The organism is Reyranella soli (assembly GCF_007992495.1).
GTDB lineage: Bacteria > Pseudomonadota > Alphaproteobacteria > Reyranellales > Reyranellaceae > Reyranella > Reyranella soli.
The window spans coordinates 1-16,485 of record NZ_BKAJ01000080.1 but is presented as its reverse complement, the minus strand read 5'-3'; the positions used below and the strand labels follow the sequence as shown (position 1 = coordinate 16,485).

Annotated in this window: 20 protein-coding genes; 5 read left to right on the top strand and 15 right to left on the bottom strand. The window is 66.3% G+C overall.

Going from position 1 to position 16,485, the window contains the following annotated elements; all coding sequences use genetic code 11:
- Positions 1-353: 353 nt before the first annotated feature.
- Together RSO01_RS23030 and RSO01_RS23025 are read right to left on the bottom strand one after the other, a co-directional pair.
- Positions 354-833, bottom strand: coding sequence for a VOC family protein (locus RSO01_RS23030; RefSeq protein ID WP_147151810.1), 480 nt, complete (start codon positions 831-833; stop codon positions 354-356).
- A 7-nt stretch (positions 834-840) separates the two neighbouring features.
- Positions 841-1,134, bottom strand: a complete 294-nt coding sequence (locus tag RSO01_RS23025; RefSeq protein WP_147151809.1) for a hypothetical protein — start codon at positions 1,132-1,134, stop codon at positions 841-843.
- A 103-nt stretch (positions 1,135-1,237) separates the two neighbouring features.
- Here RSO01_RS23025 and RSO01_RS23020 point away from each other — a divergent pair, with 103 nt between their 5' ends.
- Together RSO01_RS23020 and RSO01_RS23015 are read left to right on the top strand one after the other, a co-directional pair.
- Complete coding sequence (locus tag RSO01_RS23020; protein WP_147151808.1) at positions 1,238-2,368, top strand: zinc-binding dehydrogenase; 1,131 nt, start codon at positions 1,238-1,240, stop codon at positions 2,366-2,368.
- A gap of 117 nt (positions 2,369-2,485) precedes the next feature.
- Positions 2,486-2,710, top strand: a complete 225-nt coding sequence (locus RSO01_RS23015; protein WP_147151807.1) for a YMGG-like glycine zipper-containing protein — start codon at positions 2,486-2,488, stop codon at positions 2,708-2,710.
- A gap of 10 nt (positions 2,711-2,720) precedes the next feature.
- Here RSO01_RS23015 and RSO01_RS23010 read toward each other — a convergent pair whose 3' ends face one another.
- The 9 genes from RSO01_RS23010 to RSO01_RS47475 form a co-directional block, all read right to left on the bottom strand.
- On the bottom strand, positions 2,721-3,890 hold the full coding sequence (locus RSO01_RS23010) for an FAD-dependent oxidoreductase (RefSeq protein WP_147151806.1): 1,170 nt from the start codon (positions 3,888-3,890) through the stop codon (positions 2,721-2,723).
- Positions 3,887-4,141, bottom strand: a complete 255-nt coding sequence (locus RSO01_RS23005; protein WP_170303287.1) for a pentapeptide repeat-containing protein — start codon at positions 4,139-4,141, stop codon at positions 3,887-3,889. Before RSO01_RS23005 ends, RSO01_RS23010 begins: the two co-directional genes overlap by 4 nt.
- A gap of 69 nt (positions 4,142-4,210) precedes the next feature.
- Positions 4,211-5,188 (bottom strand): C45 family autoproteolytic acyltransferase/hydrolase, encoded by a 978-nt coding sequence (locus RSO01_RS23000; RefSeq protein ID WP_170303286.1) that lies wholly within the window; start codon positions 5,186-5,188, stop codon positions 4,211-4,213.
- Between the two features lie 147 nt (positions 5,189-5,335).
- On the bottom strand, positions 5,336-6,865 hold the full coding sequence (locus tag RSO01_RS22995) for an FAD-dependent monooxygenase (RefSeq protein WP_147151803.1): 1,530 nt from the start codon (positions 6,863-6,865) through the stop codon (positions 5,336-5,338).
- Positions 6,866-7,010: 145 nt separating this feature from the next.
- On the bottom strand, positions 7,011-8,243 hold the full coding sequence (locus RSO01_RS22990) for an LLM class flavin-dependent oxidoreductase (RefSeq protein WP_147151802.1): 1,233 nt from the start codon (positions 8,241-8,243) through the stop codon (positions 7,011-7,013).
- Positions 8,244-8,354: 111 nt separating this feature from the next.
- Positions 8,355-9,239 carry an alpha/beta fold hydrolase gene (locus RSO01_RS22985; RefSeq protein ID WP_218037436.1) on the bottom strand — a complete coding sequence of 295 codons (885 nt, stop codon included), beginning with the start codon at positions 9,237-9,239 and terminating at the stop codon, positions 8,355-8,357.
- Complete coding sequence (locus RSO01_RS22980) at positions 9,240-9,506, bottom strand: hypothetical protein (RefSeq protein WP_147151801.1); 267 nt, start codon at positions 9,504-9,506, stop codon at positions 9,240-9,242. It lies immediately after the preceding gene.
- Between the two features lie 5 nt (positions 9,507-9,511).
- Positions 9,512-10,156 (bottom strand): squalene/phytoene synthase family protein, encoded by a 645-nt coding sequence (locus RSO01_RS22975; RefSeq protein ID WP_147151800.1) that lies wholly within the window; start codon positions 10,154-10,156, stop codon positions 9,512-9,514.
- Entirely contained in the window at positions 10,153-10,323 is a 171-nt protein-coding gene (locus tag RSO01_RS47475; RefSeq protein WP_170303285.1) for a hypothetical protein, read from the bottom strand. The genes RSO01_RS22975 and RSO01_RS47475 overlap by 4 nt, the downstream gene beginning before the upstream one ends.
- Between RSO01_RS47475 and RSO01_RS22970 the strand changes: the two genes are divergently transcribed.
- Entirely contained in the window at positions 10,313-10,861 is a 549-nt protein-coding gene (locus RSO01_RS22970; protein ID WP_246158695.1) for a urate hydroxylase PuuD, read from the top strand. The two genes, RSO01_RS47475 and RSO01_RS22970, sit on opposite strands and share 11 nt — an antisense overlap.
- Before the next feature lie 281 nt (positions 10,862-11,142).
- Here the strand turns inward: RSO01_RS22970 and RSO01_RS22965 are convergent, their stop codons facing one another.
- The 4 genes from RSO01_RS22965 to yajC are packed head-to-tail and all read right to left on the bottom strand — an operon-like array spanning position 11,143 to position 14,848.
- Positions 11,143-11,544 (bottom strand): Mth938-like domain-containing protein, encoded by a 402-nt coding sequence (locus tag RSO01_RS22965; protein WP_246158693.1) that lies wholly within the window; start codon positions 11,542-11,544, stop codon positions 11,143-11,145.
- Positions 11,541-12,719, bottom strand: a complete 1,179-nt coding sequence (gene secF / locus RSO01_RS22960) for a protein translocase subunit SecF (protein ID WP_147151798.1) — start codon at positions 12,717-12,719, stop codon at positions 11,541-11,543. The genes RSO01_RS22965 and secF overlap by 4 nt, the downstream gene beginning before the upstream one ends.
- A gap of 9 nt (positions 12,720-12,728) precedes the next feature.
- Positions 12,729-14,393: a protein translocase subunit SecD gene (gene secD, locus RSO01_RS22955; RefSeq protein ID WP_147151797.1), complete on the bottom strand. Its 1,665-nt coding sequence runs from the start codon at positions 14,391-14,393 to the stop codon at positions 12,729-12,731.
- 23 nt (positions 14,394-14,416) lie between these two features.
- Positions 14,417-14,848 carry a preprotein translocase subunit YajC gene (yajC, locus tag RSO01_RS22950; RefSeq protein WP_147151796.1) on the bottom strand — a complete coding sequence of 144 codons (432 nt, stop codon included), beginning with the start codon at positions 14,846-14,848 and terminating at the stop codon, positions 14,417-14,419.
- A gap of 124 nt (positions 14,849-14,972) precedes the next feature.
- Here yajC and RSO01_RS22945 point away from each other — a divergent pair, with 124 nt between their 5' ends.
- Positions 14,973-15,836: an ATP-binding protein gene (locus tag RSO01_RS22945; protein WP_147151795.1), complete on the top strand. Its 864-nt coding sequence runs from the start codon at positions 14,973-14,975 to the stop codon at positions 15,834-15,836.
- A gap of 2 nt (positions 15,837-15,838) precedes the next feature.
- Complete coding sequence (locus RSO01_RS22940; protein WP_147151794.1) at positions 15,839-16,429, top strand: pyridoxamine 5'-phosphate oxidase family protein; 591 nt, start codon at positions 15,839-15,841, stop codon at positions 16,427-16,429.
- The last annotated feature ends 56 nt before the right edge of the window (positions 16,430-16,485 follow it).

Genomic DNA, 16,485 nt, shown 5'->3' with positions numbered 1-16,485 from the left:
ATAGTGGATCTCGAAAGGCCGACCCACAATCCCTGCGGCTTGCCGGCTCATTCGATCGTTCCGCAAGTTTAGATGTTGGTATTGCTCGGCCGGACAGGCCGGCCCGGCTGCGGCCGGCCGCGTGATGGGGATCGGATGAACGATGCATAGAGCGGAGCCCATCCAGAGGTGGGCGCCCGGCAACCATAACTTGGGTGCTCTAAAGAGTCAACTACAGTTCTAGTTTTTGCGCCCCACAAGGGGCTAAACGGCGCAAATATGTTCGCGGTCGAGCATCGGTGCCAGCAGTGCTGGCAAGCCCGTCGGACCCGCGCCCATGCGCCAAAACCTCTCTGACGAGCGTGGACAGTGCTTCAGAAGCGCGGCGTCGGGTCCTGGTTCCAGTCGGGATCGCTCGACGGGCTGAGCGGCTTGTCGCCGACCAGCAGGCCCTTGCCCGGGATGAAGTTCACTTCCAGGCGGATGCCGTCGGGATCCTCGAACACGATGTAGTAGTAGCCGGGCGCCCAATCGCCGGCCACCGGCCCGCGGTCGATATGGGCTCCCATCTCGCGCAACTTGGCGGCGACGGCGTCGACGTCCTCGCGCGAGCGGGCGCGGATGCAGAAATGATGCAGGCCGATGCGGCTGGCGACGAAGCGCTGGCCCTCGTGCTCGGGCGCGCAGCGCTGGATGCCGACCGCCGTGCGGCCGCCGACGTGATAGAGGAAGTTGTTGCCGTCATAGACCTTGGTGAGGCCGAGGAAGGGCAGCAGCTCTGCATAGAACGCGCGCGCCTTGTCCCACTGGCTGACCGTCAGGATGACGTGCGCCATGCCGTTGATTTCGATCATGGTGTCCTCAGTCGATGACCCAGAATTCGTGCGGCAGCTCGACGGTCACGTCGAAGTTGGCTTCGTGCTCCTGCGCCTTGTGCAGGTGGTAGCGCTTCTGGTCGACCTCGACGATCGCGCGGTTCTCATGGCGTTCGATCACCGTGCCGCCGAACGGATCGCCGTCGGGCAGGCTGCCGTAGAAGGTGTCGCCGCCGTGCAGGGTGGGGACTTCGTTCTTGTCGATCTTGTCGCGCTGCAGAACCAGTACCGATCCGGTGCTGAGAGTCTGCATGAGAAGCGACGCCTGCCAGTTCGCCATCCGAACCTCCGCCCGAATCTCCATTAATGGGGTCGAGCATAGCGTCCCCGCGGGCCGGATGTGCTAACAAAGCTCTCATGCACGGATTAGCGGGAGGACGACCATGAGCGCAACGACGGGACTACAACTTCGCTCCCTCATCACCAAGAGCGGCGAGCTCGAGCTGTCGCTGGTGGAAATGCCGATCCCCGAACCCGGCCCGGACCAGGTCGTGGTCAAGGTCGAGGCGACGCCGATCAACCCGTCGGATCTCGGCCTGCTGATCGGACCAGCCGACATGAGCACGGCCAAGGCCTCGGGCAGCGGCGCCGACATCAAGGTGACGGCCAAGGTGCCGGAGCAGGCGCTGCCCTTCATCGCCGCGCGGCTCGACCAGACCATGCCGGTCGGCAACGAGGGCGCGGGAACCGTGATCAAGGCGGGTTCGTCGGAAGCCGCCCAGGCGCTGCTGGGCAAGACGGTGTCGGCGGTCGGCGGCTCGATGTACTCGCAGTACCGGCTCCTCAAGGCGACCGACTGCCAGCCGCTGCCAGCCGGCACGACGGCGGCCGAGGGCGCCTCGTGGTTCGTCAATCCGCTGACCGCGCTCGGCATGACCGAAACGATGAAGCGCGAGGGCCACAAGGCGCTGGTCCATACCGCGGCAGCCTCCAACCTCGGCCAGATGCTGAACAAGATCTGCCAGGAAGACGGCATTCCCCTGGTCAACATCGTGCGCAGCGCCGAGCAGGCCAAGCTCCTGCGCGGCATCGGCGCCAAGCACGTCGTCGATTCGACGTCGGCCAACTTCACCGAGGAACTGACGCAGGCATTGGTCGAGACCGGGGCCACCATCGCCTTCGACGCGATCGGCGGCGGCAAACTTGCGAGCCAGATCCTGACCGCCATGGAGATGGCGATCAACAAGACCGCCAAGGAGTACAGCCGCTACGGCTCGACCACGCACAAGCAGGTCTACATCTACGGCAGCCTCAACACCGGCCCGGTCGAGCTGACGCGCAATTACGGCACGGCCTGGGGTGTCGGCGGCTGGCTGCTCACGCCCTTCCTGCAGAAGATCGGCCGGTCTGGCCAGGCGCCATTGCGCGAGCGCGTGGTCAAGAACCTGAAGACGACCTTCGCCAGCCACTACACCAAGGTGGTGTCGCTGCCCGAGGTGCTCGACCTCAAGAACATCGCCGTCTACGGCAAGCGCTCGACCGGCGAGAAGTTCTTGATCAATCCGAACAAGTAGAGGCCATCGCGCCCTCGCGGTGGCCCATTGGTGGCCGCACAAAGGCGTCCACCGCTGGCCACGCAACCACTGCTTATTCCATCCGTTCTACAGCGAACGGATCACGAGGAGGCTTTCATGTTGCGTGTCAAATCCTTTGCCATCATTGGCGTACTTGCTCTCGCCACGGCTGCTTGCGGCGAGCGTCCAGTCGATCGCGCCCTGACAGGTGGTGCCATCGGCGCCGGCGGTGGCGCCTTGGTCGGCGCGGCCGCGGGCAATCCTGTGGCTGGCGCTGTCGTCGGCGGCCTGGGTGGTGCGGCCATTGGTGCTGCCACGGCCCCTCGTCAGTACTACTACTAAGTCAGCAGCCTCAGGCGATCGCCGCCGCATCGTGCAGGTAGAGCCAGCCGATGTTGGCTATCGAGCGATCGCCTGAGGCGGCCATCGCCTCATCGCGCTTCTGCTGTTCGGCCCCGTCAGGAAGATGAAACCGTGTACGGTTCGCTGAACTCGCTTCCTGTAGTCGCGTCGCCCGCGGCTTGCGCACTTCCTCATAACGCCTGAGCGCCCCGGCCACGTCGCCTGGCATCTTCGCCAGCAGCGATGCCAGTGCCGCCCCGTCCTCGATCGATTGCGCCGCGCCCTGCGCCATGAACGGAAGCATGGGATGGCAGGCGTCGCCCAGCAGCGTGACGCGGCCCTCGGTCCAGCGCGGCAACGGCAGGCGGTCGTGAAGCGCCCAGACGAAGGTTTCGGGAAAGGCCTGGATCAGGCCGCGCACGGTGGGATGCCAGCCTTCGTAGCGCGCCAGCGCCTCGGCGACATTGCCCCTGGTCGTCCACGATTCGTCCGTCCAGGTGCCGTGCTCGGTGACGCACACGACGTTCATGAACTGTCCCGCCGCCACCCAGTAGTGCACGACGTGTCCGTCCGGGCCCATCCAGTTATGCGAGGCGACCTCGATGCCGAGGTGCCTTATGCGCTCGGCTGGCACCAGGCCGCGCCAGGCGACGCAGCCGGTGAAGCGTGGCTTCTCCGGCCCGAAGGTGAAGTGACGGACACGGCTGTGGATGCCGTCGGCGCCGACCAGAAGATCGGCTTCGACCGTAGCGCCGTTCTCGAAGCGCGCGACGACGCGCTCCCCCTTCTGCTCCAGGCCGACAAGCCTGTGGCCGACATGCAGGCGCTCGGCCGGCATGGCGTCGCCCAGGAACCCGGCGAGATCGCCCCTGTGGAAGTGATAGTAGGGCGCGCCGAAGACCGTCTCGACTTCCGGTCCCAGTGGCGCCCTCTGCAGGGTGCGGCCATCGTCCCACCGTCGCTGATTGACGGCAGCCGGCCGCACGCCGACGCGATCCATCGCGGGCTTCAGGCCGAGCCGCACCAGCAGGCGCGAGGCGTTGGGGCTGATCTGGATGCCGGCGCCGATCTCGCCGATGCGCGGCGACTGCTCGTAGACGTGGACGTCGAGCCCCGCCTTCAGGAGATGCAACGCGGCGGACAGTCCGCCGATGCCGCCGCCGATGACCGCGATCTTCATGCCTGCTCCGCTGCTTGTCGCCGCGCATAGCTTGCCAAAAGCTCCTTCACGCTGACACCGGCGATCTGCATGCCGTTGAAGTTGCAGTTCGATGTGATCACGGCGTTGCTGAAATCGATGTCGTCGAACCTGGCGCCGGCCAGGCCGACATTCTCGAACGACGCGTTGGCGAGCGTGACGTCCTTGAACAGCGCGTTTTCGAGCCGCGCACCGATGAACACCTTGGCCGGGCCTTCGGACTTCACGATCACGCGGCGGCCGTGATCGAACGGCTTCGCGGTTCCGCCGAGCTGTCCCGTCAGCGCTTCCAGGCCGAGCGGCTACCCCCTCACCCAGCTGCCGACGTCGACGGTGCTGGGCGTGGCGTCGCCGCCGACGCCGATCAGCATTCGCCGTTCGGCCGGCGTGCAGACGATGGTGTGCATCGTGCCGGAACCGGTGGTGTAGCGGTGATCGAAAACCGGCGACAGCGAGTCGTTGAGCGCCTTGAACAGGCGGTCGGCCGACAGCTGCTCGCGGGCAAATTTCTCGAGCGCCGGCAGGTGCCGGTACGAGCCGGGGTTGCGCCGGTTGAAGGCCTGCTGCGACGGCGCCAGGAAATGGTTGGCGCAGCCCAGCTGCTCGCCCTCGCGCACAACGACCTCGGCCGGCGAGGCTTCGCTCACCGCAGCGTTGCCGCCCGCATCCATCAGCGAATAGTTGAAGGAAAGGCCGTGCGGGATCCGCCGCAACAGCGCGACGGCCTCGCGCGTCGTGGCGCACTGATCGAGCACCATGCGTACGATCAGGATGCAGACGAGGCCCGGCCGCCATGTCCGCTGGCTCACCTGGTGCAGGCCGACGCAGAGCCCGTGCTCGTTCATGCCGTCGAGGCGGCCGGTGAAGCGATCGGGGAAGCCGATGCTGGCGTGCACGCCCTTGGGCTGGATGGCGACCAAAAGCCGGTCGTAGTGGCGGACATCGTAGTCGTAGTTGCGTCCGTAGAGGCCTGCGCTCATCACCGCCGAGCAGCCGCGCGGTGGATAGCGCAGGCGGCCGTTGGAATATTCGGCCACTGCCCGCTCGAGCGGGATCTTCAGGCCGTCGGCCAGGCCGTGCAACTCTTCCCAGACGTTGGGCGCCCAGGCTTTCAGCGCGGCCTCGGCGTTCCGGAGGCTGAAGGCGAAGGGCCGGCGTTCCTTACGGCGCGCGTAGGCGCGGCCGCGCGTTGTCCTCAGGAAGGCTTCGGCGAGCTGCTTGCCGACGTCGTAGGAATTTCCCCGGCACTCCAGCACATCGACGCGCCACGGCTTGGTCATTCGCTTAACGCTCCGCCCGTTTGCCCCGTCATGCTGTTGCCGGCAGCGGTGGATGGTCAATCGGGCGGCTCGCATAACCGGTCCGCCATGACAGACCTTTATCGCGCGGGTAGCGAGCGCTACACTCCTTGAATTGCAATTTGAAATTCAGGCCAGCACCTGACGCCAGACGGCCCGGCCGTCGGCGCAGGCATTGCCGCGCCAGGCGACGTGAGTGTCGGGCCGCACCAGCACGAGTCTCGCCTCGTAGATCGGCGCCACGGGGTCATCGACCATGACGATGTCGAGCGGCGCCGGCGCGGCATCGATCAGAGGCGACGGATCGGCATTGCCGAAGACCAGCAACGTGAACCACGGGCCGAGCCGGTCGTAGAGCGCGCTGCCGTCGCGCAGGAACGTGCTGGGAAGCCGCGCGCCGGGTGCTGTCGTCGGCTCGTATTTCACGGGATCGGGCTCGACGCCGTCGTAGCGATAGCCGAACTCGACGCCCCAACTCTCGTTCTCGGCGTTGCCCAATGCCGCGATCTCGCGCGCCAGCACGTCGGGATCGGCGATGCGCTCGTAGAGCTCGCCGATCTTGATGCGCACGCCGGTGTGGCGCTCCGATGCCAGGCGATTGCGATGGCCGACCGGCCGGCGTTCGGCTTCATAGGAGCCAAGCAGGCCGGGACCGGCGTAACCCTTGAGAGTAGCGGCGAGCTTCCAGCCGAGATCGACGGCGTCTCCGATGCCGGTGTTCATGCCGTAGCCGCCGGTCGGGATGTACTGATGCGCCGAATCGCCCGCCAGGAAGACGCGGCCGCCCCGGTAGCGCTCGGCCAGCAGCAGGTGCGTGAACCACGGATTGGCGACCAGGATTTCGCGCGCGAACGGCCGGCCGACCCACGCCTCGAGCACGGCGTCGGGATCGAGGTTGGGCACGTCGACGCCGGGTGGCGGGCGCGTCTGCAAGGTCCAGGTGTCCTTGTCGTCCTGCGCGATCAGGGTGCCGCGCGCGGTCTGATAGTGCCAGGCGACGCCGAAGGCCTGCAGGATGTCGCGCGCGTCGGAGCGGAAATGAATCATGTAGCGATGGGCCACCGCGGCACGGCCTTCCAGGCCGATGCCGAGCTTGTCGCGCACGATGCTCGAGCCGCCGTCGCAGCCGGCCAGGAAGTCGCAGCGCACTTGTTCCGTCGCACCGGTCTCGACAGTGCGCAAGGTCGCCGTCACGCCGTCGGCGTCCTGCTCGAAATCCTCGAAGGCGACGCCCCAGCGTGCATCGACCAACGGGTGGTTCAGGATCGCGGCCTGCAGCACCGGCTCGATCATGACCTGGCTGACGCGCATGGCGGGCTCGCGCGGCTGGGTGCCGTCGTTCCTGGCTAAAATCTCGGCGCGCTTCTCGATGACGCTGGGATAGCGGAAGCGATGAAGCTCGCGGCCGGTCAAGGACGTGATCCAGGAGACGTCGAAGTTGTTCTCCTCGGGCACGGCGACGGCGCGCAGCTTTTCGACGACGCCGAGCCGCCGGAACAGCTCCATCGAGCGGCCGTTGGTGATGTCCATCTTGGGATGCCGCGTCGTCGAGGCGTTGCGCTCGACCAGCAGGCAGCGGATGCCGAACGAGGCGAGCGTGCGGGCCAGCGTCATCCCGACCGGCCCGCCGCCTGCGATGAGGACGGGGATCTTCTTCATGCGGACCGCGGGCCTCCAGGCCCGCTCATGGTCTTTTGGACCGCGCGCGTCCTCGCGCGCTCATGATCATGAGGCGCGCGAGGACGCACGCGGTCCGGAAGAGCATGAGCATGAGCGGGCCTGGAGGCCCGCGGTCCAGAAGAGATCACGCGCGCTTCTGGGCCGCTTCCTTCTCGGCCATCTTCTGTTTCAGCTGCTCGGGCGTGAGGCGGACGATGTGTTCGTTCTGGTGGCTATAAATGTCGTATTTCTGGACGTCGAGATCTTCAAGCACGATCTCGCGCGCCAGCACCTTGCGCTTCCACTCGGCATGCTCGGCCTCGGCGGCATGGAACTCGGGCATGACCTCTTTGGCAAAGAGCTCGAGCGAATCGCAGATGTCCTGATGGCTGGTCTTGCCGGCCTGGTTCAGCAGGATCACCTGGTCGACACGGCTCTGCTGGAACTGGCGCAGCTTCTTGCGGATCGTCTCGGGCGAACCGATCAGGCCGGAGTCGAGCGCCTTGCGCTCCTCGGGTCCGCCCTTCCAGCTCTGGTACTCCTTCCAGAGGTCGGACGTGCCCGGCGCGTCGACGCCCTTTCGGCCATAGTAAGAGAGCGCAAAGATGAAGAACGTCCAGCCGGCCGCCTTGGCCTCGGCCTCCTCGTCGGTCGCCGCGCACATGAAGCCCGACACCATGGCGACGTTGGGATTGCTCGGATAGTCGGTGAGCTTCTGCGCGTTGTTCAAAAGGTTGTTGTAATACTTGTGCACCCAGGCGCGCGCCGCCTCGGGCGTGACGAAGGTGAAGCCCAGCGCGCCCATGCCCCATTCGCCGGCCTTGCCGATGGTCTGGATGTTGGAGCAGGCGACCCAGAGCGGCGGATGCGGCTTCTGGTAGGGCTTGGGAATGACGTTGCGCGCTTCGAAGTCGTAGTACTGGCCGTGGAACTCCCAGCTCTCCTTGGTGAACATCGGCACGATCGCCTTGACCGCCTCCTCCCAGCGCTCGCGCTTGTCGCGCACGCGGATGTTGAAGGGATGGAGCTCGGCCGGCCCCGCCGCCTCGCCCATGCCGAGATCGACGCGGCCGCCCGACAGGAGGTCGAGCGTCGAAATGCGCTCGGCGACGCGATGCGGCTGGTTGGTCGTGAGCTGCACCACGCCGTGGCCCAACCGGATGCGCTTGGTGCGCTGGCTGGCGGCGCCGAGGAAGACTTCGGGCGCCGAGGAGTGCGAGTACTCCTCCAGGAAGTGATGCTCGACCTCCCAGGCGTAGTCGTAGCCCAGCCTGTCGGCGAGCTCGATCTGGGTGAGCGAATCCTGCAGGAGTTGGTACTCGCTGTTGGGGCCCCATGGCCGCGGCAGCTGGTGCTCGTAGAAGATGCCGAATTTCATGATTCCTCCGTCACCCCGAGCGTAGCGCAGCGAAGCCGAGGGGCCTCCTCTTGTTGCTGCTGCCACATGAATAGGTCCCTCCGCTCCGCTTCGCTTCGGTCGGGATGACGGCTATTTGCCGTCACAGAACCCCACGATGCGGTCGGTCAGCGTCGGCAGGAAGCCGCCCGGCAGATCGTGGCCCCAGCCCGGGAAGGTCTCGATCTTCGCCGCCGGCACCAGCCGCGCGACGTCGCGGCCGCACTCGACCGGCAGCAGCGGATCGTCCTCGCCATGCAGCACCAGGGTCGGGACCTTGATCCCCTTCAGCATCTCGACGCGATCGCCCGAGGCCATGATCGCGAGATACTGGCGGGCGCCGCCTTCGGGATACCAGCGCCGATCGACATTCTTCTCGACGAACGCGCGCACCTCGGGTTCGGGGATGGGATAACCCGCGCCGGCGATGGCACGGCGCACCTTCATGCCGTGCGCCACGCGCTGCTCGCGGCTCGGCCCCTCGGGCTGCGCGCTCAGCATCGCCAGCGCCTCGGGCTTGCCCTGCGGCAGGCCGGGCCGGCCGCTGGTCGACATGACCGATATCAGCGAGCGCGTGCGCTCAGGGTACTGCGCAGCGACGATCTGCGCGATCATGCCGCCCATCGAGACGCCGACGATATGCGCGCGCTCGAGGCCGAGCGCGTCGAGCAGGCCCGCCGCGTCAGCCGCCATGTCGTTCAGAACATAGGGCGCCTCGAGCTTCCTGCCGCTCATCAGCTTGCCGAAGGCCTCCATGAGGTTGGGCACGCCCCACGAGCCGAAGTCGGTCGACAGGCCGGTATCGCGATTGTCGTAGCGGATGACGTAGAAGCCCTGCTTCGCCAGGCCCTCGAAGAAGGCATCCGGCCAGATGGTGAGCTGTCCGCCCAGCCCCATGATCAGCAGCAGCGCCGGGTCGCTCTTGCTGCCCGCCGTCTCGTATTCGATCTCGATGCCATTGGCCTTGATGCGCGCCACTTATGTCGCCTTCCCTGCTGGGTTGAGCGCCATCGCCAACCAGGCGACGGTTTTGACGGCGGCCGTCAGAGCCGCTTCGTCCGAGGCATAGGCGGCGGCGGAATAGTACGCAACCGGCGTCCAGAGGCCGGCATCCTCGACATCGCGGCGGAACTCATCGAAGCCGAAGCTGCCGTCGGGGCGGCGGAACAGGTCGACGCAGCGGTCGTGCTCGCTGTTCTCGATGCTGCGCAGGACGACCCACGATTTGTCGATGCGCTGGGACATGCGGGTCAGTATCGGCCGCGCTTCGCCGCCCACCAATAGGCGAGCGGCTTGCGCCAGGCGCCGATATCGCCGAGCGAGAGGGCGGGCAGCAGGATGGGCAAGGAAGCGGCATCGACCTCGCGGCGCAGCGCCCGCGCCTCGGCAAGCAACGCATCGCGCTCGGGTCCCTCGCCCATCAGCCAGGCCGCCGCGACCGCGCGGGCGGCGCGCCGACTCGGCTCGTCGCCGGCACCAAGGACGGAGAGTTCGAGGTCGGCCAGCGCATGGCCGGCGCGCAGCACGTCGAGCGGGCCTTCGATCTCCTCCTCGCGCGCATCGATCAGGGCAATGAGGTCCTGGGGCCGCAGACTACTCCGACGTATGGTTTCGCTCAGCGATTCGACGATCGGCTGTGCGCGCGGCTTGCCGGCGCCGGCCGCCTCGACGACGGCCTCGCGCCACCATTCCAATCGAATGCGCGCCAGCATCGGCTCGCGCGTGACAGTGCGTGTGCGAGCAAGCTCGTGATTGAAGGCCAGCAACGCCAGCAAATCCGTGCGCGCGGGCTCGGGCGCGAACAGCGCGCCGAGGAAGCGATCGCGATCGGCGCTGCGCACGAGGTCGAGGACATAGCGATGCGATGCTGCAGGCGCGAGGTAGGCGTCACTCATGCGGCGGAAAACTCCAGTGTGCGACCGTTGAACGCAAAGGCATCTGCGCGTACAATGCGCAATTGGAGATTCACCAAGCCCATCAACAAGATAAAAGGAATAGCTGACATGGGTGCCATCTTCACATCGCCCCGAAATACCGTCATCGCCGGGATCGTGCTGATCATTGCCATCGTCATCGTCGTGGGTCTTGCCACCGGACAGATGGTCAAGGTCGACCACGCCTACTCGACCTTTATCATGCGCTGGCTGCACGTGATCAGCGGCGTGCTGTGGATCGGATTGCTGTGGTACCTGAACTTCGTGCAGGTCCCGACCATGCCGACCATCCAACCGGTCGAGCATCGCGCCGCGATCAGCAAGTTCATCGCGCCGAACGTGCTCTTCTATTTCCGCTACGCCGCGCTCGCCACGGTGATCACCGGCCTGCTGCTGGCGTGGATGCAGGGCTACATCATCCAGGCGCTAACCTTGCGGCCCGGCTTCGTGATGATCGGCATCGGTATGTGGATGGCGTTGGTCATGGCCTTCAACGTCTGGTTCATCATCTGGCCGAACCAACAGAAGATCCTGGGCCTCGTCGAAGCAACGGCCGAGCAGAAGGCGGCTGCCGCCAAGCCCGCGCTCTATGCCAGCCGCTTCAACACCATGTTCTCGATCGGCATGCTCTACTGCATGGTGGCACAGCAGAACGCGCCCATCTGATCGATCGTAAGCGACAACGGAAGCGGGGCCCGTCGGGCCCCGTTTTCTTGCCGGACCGCGGGCCTCCAGGCCCGCATCATGGCTCATGAGCGGGCCTGGAGGCCCGCGGTCCGGCAAGATCTGGGGTCCTGTTGGCGGCCTACCCCCACATATTGGCAATCCTGCCTGGAGGAAGTCCCGCCGCCCGCGGCGGGGCTTTCTTTTGCTGGGGGGCGCGCCACTCCAGTGGCGCGTCTTCTCATGCTTTTCTGGACCGCCGGCCTCTGGCGCCCCCAGCGCAGCTAGACCGGGATCAGCGCCGCGGCGACGCGCCGGCCTTCGGCCAGCAGCACGTTGTAGGTGCGGCAGGCCGAACCCGTGTCGACGACCTCGAGCGACAGGCCGGCCGACTTCAGCGACGCGCGCAGCGCCGGCGGCAGGAAGACGGCGCGCGGACCGCAGCCCACGACCAAAAACTCGGTCGGCGTCGGCGCCTCCTTGAGGGCCGCGAGATTGTCGAGGGCGAGGTCTTCGGCGCGCGCCACGTTCCACTCGGTCGTGCGCGTCGGCGTCACCAGCACGGGCGAGCGCCATTCGCGGTCGCTGATCATGAAGTGGCCGGGACCGTAGCTGCGGATGAGCTGGACCTGGGTGGGGTCCGGCGTCGGCAGGGTCTTGTCGGCCGGACCCTGCGGCGGCTTCACGCCTTGGCCTTCTCGGCCTTCTCCGCGTCCATCCGAAGCTGCTCGGGCCTGAGGTTCAGGTAGACCAGGCAGGCCGAGGCCACCCAGATCGACGAGTAGGTGCCGACGATGACGCCCCACAGCATGGCGATCGAGAAGCTGTAAAGAACAGGCCCGCCGAACAGCACCAGCGCCGCCACCGCCACGAACACCGTGCCCGAGGTCATCAGCGTGCGCGCCAGGGTCTCGTTGATCGAGAAGTTCAGCAGCTCGATCAGGCCCATCTTCTTGTAGCGGCGCATGTTCTCGCGCACGCGGTCGAAGATCACGACGGTGTCGTTGATCGAGTAGCCGGCGATGGTCAGCAGGGCCGCCAGCGCCGTCAGGCTGAAATCGAGCCGGAGCAGCACGAACAGGCCCACGGTGCACAGCACGTCGTGCAGCAGCGCCACCAGGGCGCCGACGCCGAACTGCCATTCGAAGCGGAACCAGACGTAGATGGCGATGGCGGCCAAGGTCGCCACCACGGCGAGGATGCCGTTGCGCATCAGCTCCTCGCCGATCTTGGGACCGACCGATTCGGTGCCGCGCAGCTCGTAGTTGCTGCCGATCGTGTCCTCGACCAGCTTGATCGCCACCTGCTGGCACCATTCGGCGCGCTGCTCGTGCGTCATGTCGATCTTGGCCGTGTTGACCGTGCCGCGCGGCAGTTGCCGCTCCTGGACGGTAAGGCCGACCCGGCTCACCGCGTCACGCCAGGCGACGGCATCCATGGAGCTGGGCGCCGTGAACTCCACGTCGCCGGTGTTGGCGGGGCCGGGCTTCACGCTCCAGCCGTCGCCCGCGCGCTTCTTCATGACGCGTTCGGCGTTGGCCACGCACTGGTTGTTGCCTTCCTGGCGCTGGACGCGGATCAAGGCGGTGCTGGGGTCGCCGAACTCCTGCAGTGACACCTCGCCGACGCCGAGATGGCCCAGGGTCGAGCGCAGCTCCTCGAGTTGCACGTTGCCCTGCTTGGCCTTCACCTGGATAGCGATGCCGCCCTCGAAGTCGATGCCGAAATTGAGGCCGAAGACGAAGACGCCGACCAGCGAGGCGACGTTGATCACCGTCGACAGGACCATTGCGATCTTGCGCTTGCCCAGGAAGTCGAAATTGGGCCGGGCCTGGATGAGGTGGTGCGGTCTCCACAACATGATGACGCCTCAGATCGGCAATGCAGTCGGCCGCCGCCAGCGCACCCAGAAGGCCAGCAGCATGCGGGTGAAGATGGTGGCCGTGAACAGATGGGTGAGCAGTCCGAGCGTCAGCGACGTGGCGAAGCCCCTGATCGGGCCCGAGCCGAAGCCGAACAGCAGGACGCCCGCGATCAGCGCGGTGAGATTGGAATCGATCACCGCGGTCAGCGCGCGCTCATAGCCGGTGGCGAGGGCGCTGAAGGGCGAGCGGCCGTTGGCGCTTTCCTCGCGCACGCGCTCATAGATCAGCACGTTGGAATCGACCGACATGCCGACGGTCAGCACCAGGCCGGCGATGCCAGGCAAAGTCAGCGAGGCGCCGAGGACCGACATGCCGGCGAACACCAGCAGCATGTTGACCATCATGGCGAGGCTGGCGAAGCCGCCGAATACCGGCCCGTAGACGATCAACATCAGCAGGATGACCAGCGCCGTGCCGACCAGGGCAGCGACCGTGCCGTCATGGATGGCGTCGGCGCCGAGATCGGCGCCCACCGTGCGCTCCTCGATGATGGTCAGGGTGGCCGGCAGCGCGCCCGAGCGCAGCAGCAGCGCCTGCTCCTGGGTCTGCTGGGTGGTGAAGGTGCCGGTGATGATGCCGCTGCCGCCGCAGATCGCGCTCTGCACGACGGGGGCGCTGATGATCTCGTTGTCGAGCTGGATGGCCAGCCGCTTGCCGATATTGGCGCGCGTGGCGGCGCAGAAGGCGCGGCCGCCGGCGGCGTTGAAGGTGAAGCTGATGATCGGCCGGCCGCCCTGCTGCTGCTCGAAGGTCGACTTGGCGTCGTCAAGATCCTCGCCGCCGACGATGACGCGCTTCAAGACCGGCAGGCACTGCGGCTGGTAGCGCCGGCAAATCTGTTCCGGGCTCATGCGCGGGTTGGCGGCCTGGATCTCCTCCCACGCCTTGGGATTGCTGCGCCGGAGCTCCTGCATGCCCTCGCGCGTCGGCACCATCATGGTGGTGGGCGGCACGGCGGCGCTCGGCCCCGCCGCGGCCATGTCCTCGTTGACCAGATGGAAGGTGAGCTTGGCGGTCTGGTTGATCTTGCGCTTGAGGTCGGTCGTGTCCTTGATGCCCGGCACCTGCAACAGGATGCGGTCATCGCCCTGGCGCACGATGGTGGGCTCGATGGTGCCTGTCTCGTCGACGCGGCGACGCAGGATCTCGATCGACTGGTCGATCACTTCCTTCTTGCGGCGGAACAGATCCTGGTCGGAATAAGCCAGCCGGATGGTGTCGCCGCTGCCCGACACGCTGAGCGACGGGTCGACGTTGCGGATCGCCTCGATCGCCTTGGCGCGCTGGCTCTCGTCGCGCAGCACGACGACGACGGCCTTTCCCTGCTCCGTGGTGATGTCCTTGAACGCCACCTGCTGCTTGCGCAGCTCGCCACGCACCGAATCGCCGAAGTTGGTCAGGCGCTCGTTCAGCACCGACCGAAGGTCGGCTTCCAGCAGGAAGTGAGCGCCGCCGCGCAAGTCGAGGCCGAGATTGATGCGGCTCTGCTGGTACCAGCCCGGCAGGTGGTCGAGCACGACCGCCGGCAGCACGTTCGGCAGGGCGAACAGCACGGCGATCGCCGTGAAAGCAATCACGGCGATCGTCTGCCAGCGCTGAAGATTAAGCATGCCGCCCTACTTGGTCCTTATGACTACTTTTTGCCACCCCCGAACAGGCTGCCGAGCAGGCTCTTGCGCTCGGCCGCCGGCGCGGGCGGAGGCAGCATCGGCTTCTCGTCGTCCTCGGCGTCCTTGGCTCCGCGCACGGATTCGCCGCGCGCGACGATGTCGGTGATGGTCTGCTTGATGATGCGCACCCGCACGCCTTCTGCGAGTTCGACCTGGATCTCGTTGTCGGAGATCACCTTGGTGACCAGGCCGATGATGCCGCCGCCGGTGACGACGCGGTCGCCGCGCTTGACGCCGGACAGCATCTCGCGCTGCGCCTTGACCTTGGCCTGTTGCGGGCGGATCAGCAGGAAATAGAAGACGACGAAGATCAGGATCAGCGGGAAGAGCTGGACGAGGAAATCGCCGCCGCCCGCACCGCCGCCCGCCTGGGCCCATGCCTCGGATATCAACATCTTCTGCTCCCGATCTCTCGATCTTTCCGGCCTTCGAAAAGCGCGCGGACTATAGCGACCCCGCCCCGCTTTGCAACGCAACTGCGGGAGCGTATGGTCGCCCCCTTTCACGCTCCCGGCAACGATGGATCAAGACCTTAAAGCCACGCTTTCACGCATTGTCGAAGCGCTCGACCGGCTTGCCCCGCCCGCTCCCGCCACCGCCGACATCGCCACCGCCGAAGCCTATGTCTGGCACGCTGCCGGCCATCGCCTGGAAGCCGTCCCCAAGGTCAACCGGGTCGACCTCGACCTCCTGATGGGCGTCGACCGCCAGAAGGAGACCTTGCTCGAGAACACGCGACGCTTCGCCAAGGGCCTGCCGGCCAACAATGCCCTGCTGTGGGGCTCGCGCGGCGCCGGCAAGAGCTCGATCGTGAAGGCCGTGCACGCCCACGTGAACCGCGAGATGGGCGGACCGCCGGGCCCGCTCGCCCTGGTCGAGATCCATCGCGAGGACATCCCCTCGCTGCCGGCGCTGCTCTCGATGATCAGGACCTCGCCGCGTCACTTCGTGGTGTTCTGCGACGACCTCTCGTTCGACGGCCAGGACGCTGCCTACAAGTCGCTGAAGGCGGTGCTGGAAGGCGGCATCGAGGGCCGGCCGGACAACGTGGTGTTCTATGCCACCTCCAACCGCCGCCACCTCATGCCGCGCGACATGATCGAGAACGAACGCTCGACGGCGATCAATCCGTCGGAGGCGGTCGAGGAGAAGGTCTCGCTCAGCGACCGCTTCGGCCTGTGGCTGGGTTTCCACAACGCCGACCAGGACACCTTCTTTGCCATGATCGAAGGCTACGCCAATCATTATAAGCTCGACGTCCCCATCGAGGATCTGCGCAAGCAGGCGATCGAATGGTCGGTGACGCGTGGCTCGCGCTCGGGCCGCGTCGCCTGGCAGTTCATCCAGGAAGTGGCGGGCCAGCTCGGCAAGAAACTGGAGTAGCGATGACTAATCCCGAAGACGTGATGTTCTCGCCCGCAGTCAAGGCTGAGCAGATGCGTCTGGGGTCGCGGGCCCTGTTCGAGGACCGCGACTGGAAGACCGAGATCACCGATGACCTGCGCCAGTTCCTGGCCATCATCGACACCTTCTTTCTGGCAACGGCGAGCGCCGATGGCCAGCCCTACATCCAGCATCGCGGCGGGCCGCCGGGGTTCCTGAAGACCATCGGCACCCACTCGCTGGCCTTCGCCGACTTCGCCGGCAACCGGCAGTACATAACGCTCGGTCATCTCAAGGAGAACGACCGCGCCCACATCTTCCTCCTGCATTTCGCCACCCGGCAGCGCGTGAAGCTGTGGGGCCGCGCGCGTGTGGTCGAAGGCGATCTCGAGCTGATGGAGCGCCTGGTCGATCCGAAGTACAAGGCGAAACCCCAGCGCGCCATCGTGTTCACCCTCGATGTCTGGGACGTCAACTGCCAGCAACACATCATCCCGCGCTACAGCGAGGCTGAAATCGCCCCGGCCGTGGACCAAATGGCGCAACGCATCAAGGAACTGGAAGAAGAAGTGGCGCGGCTCAAGGGTTCATAATCTTGCCGGACCGCGGGCCTCCAGGCCCGCTCATGAATCATGATGCGGGCCTGGAG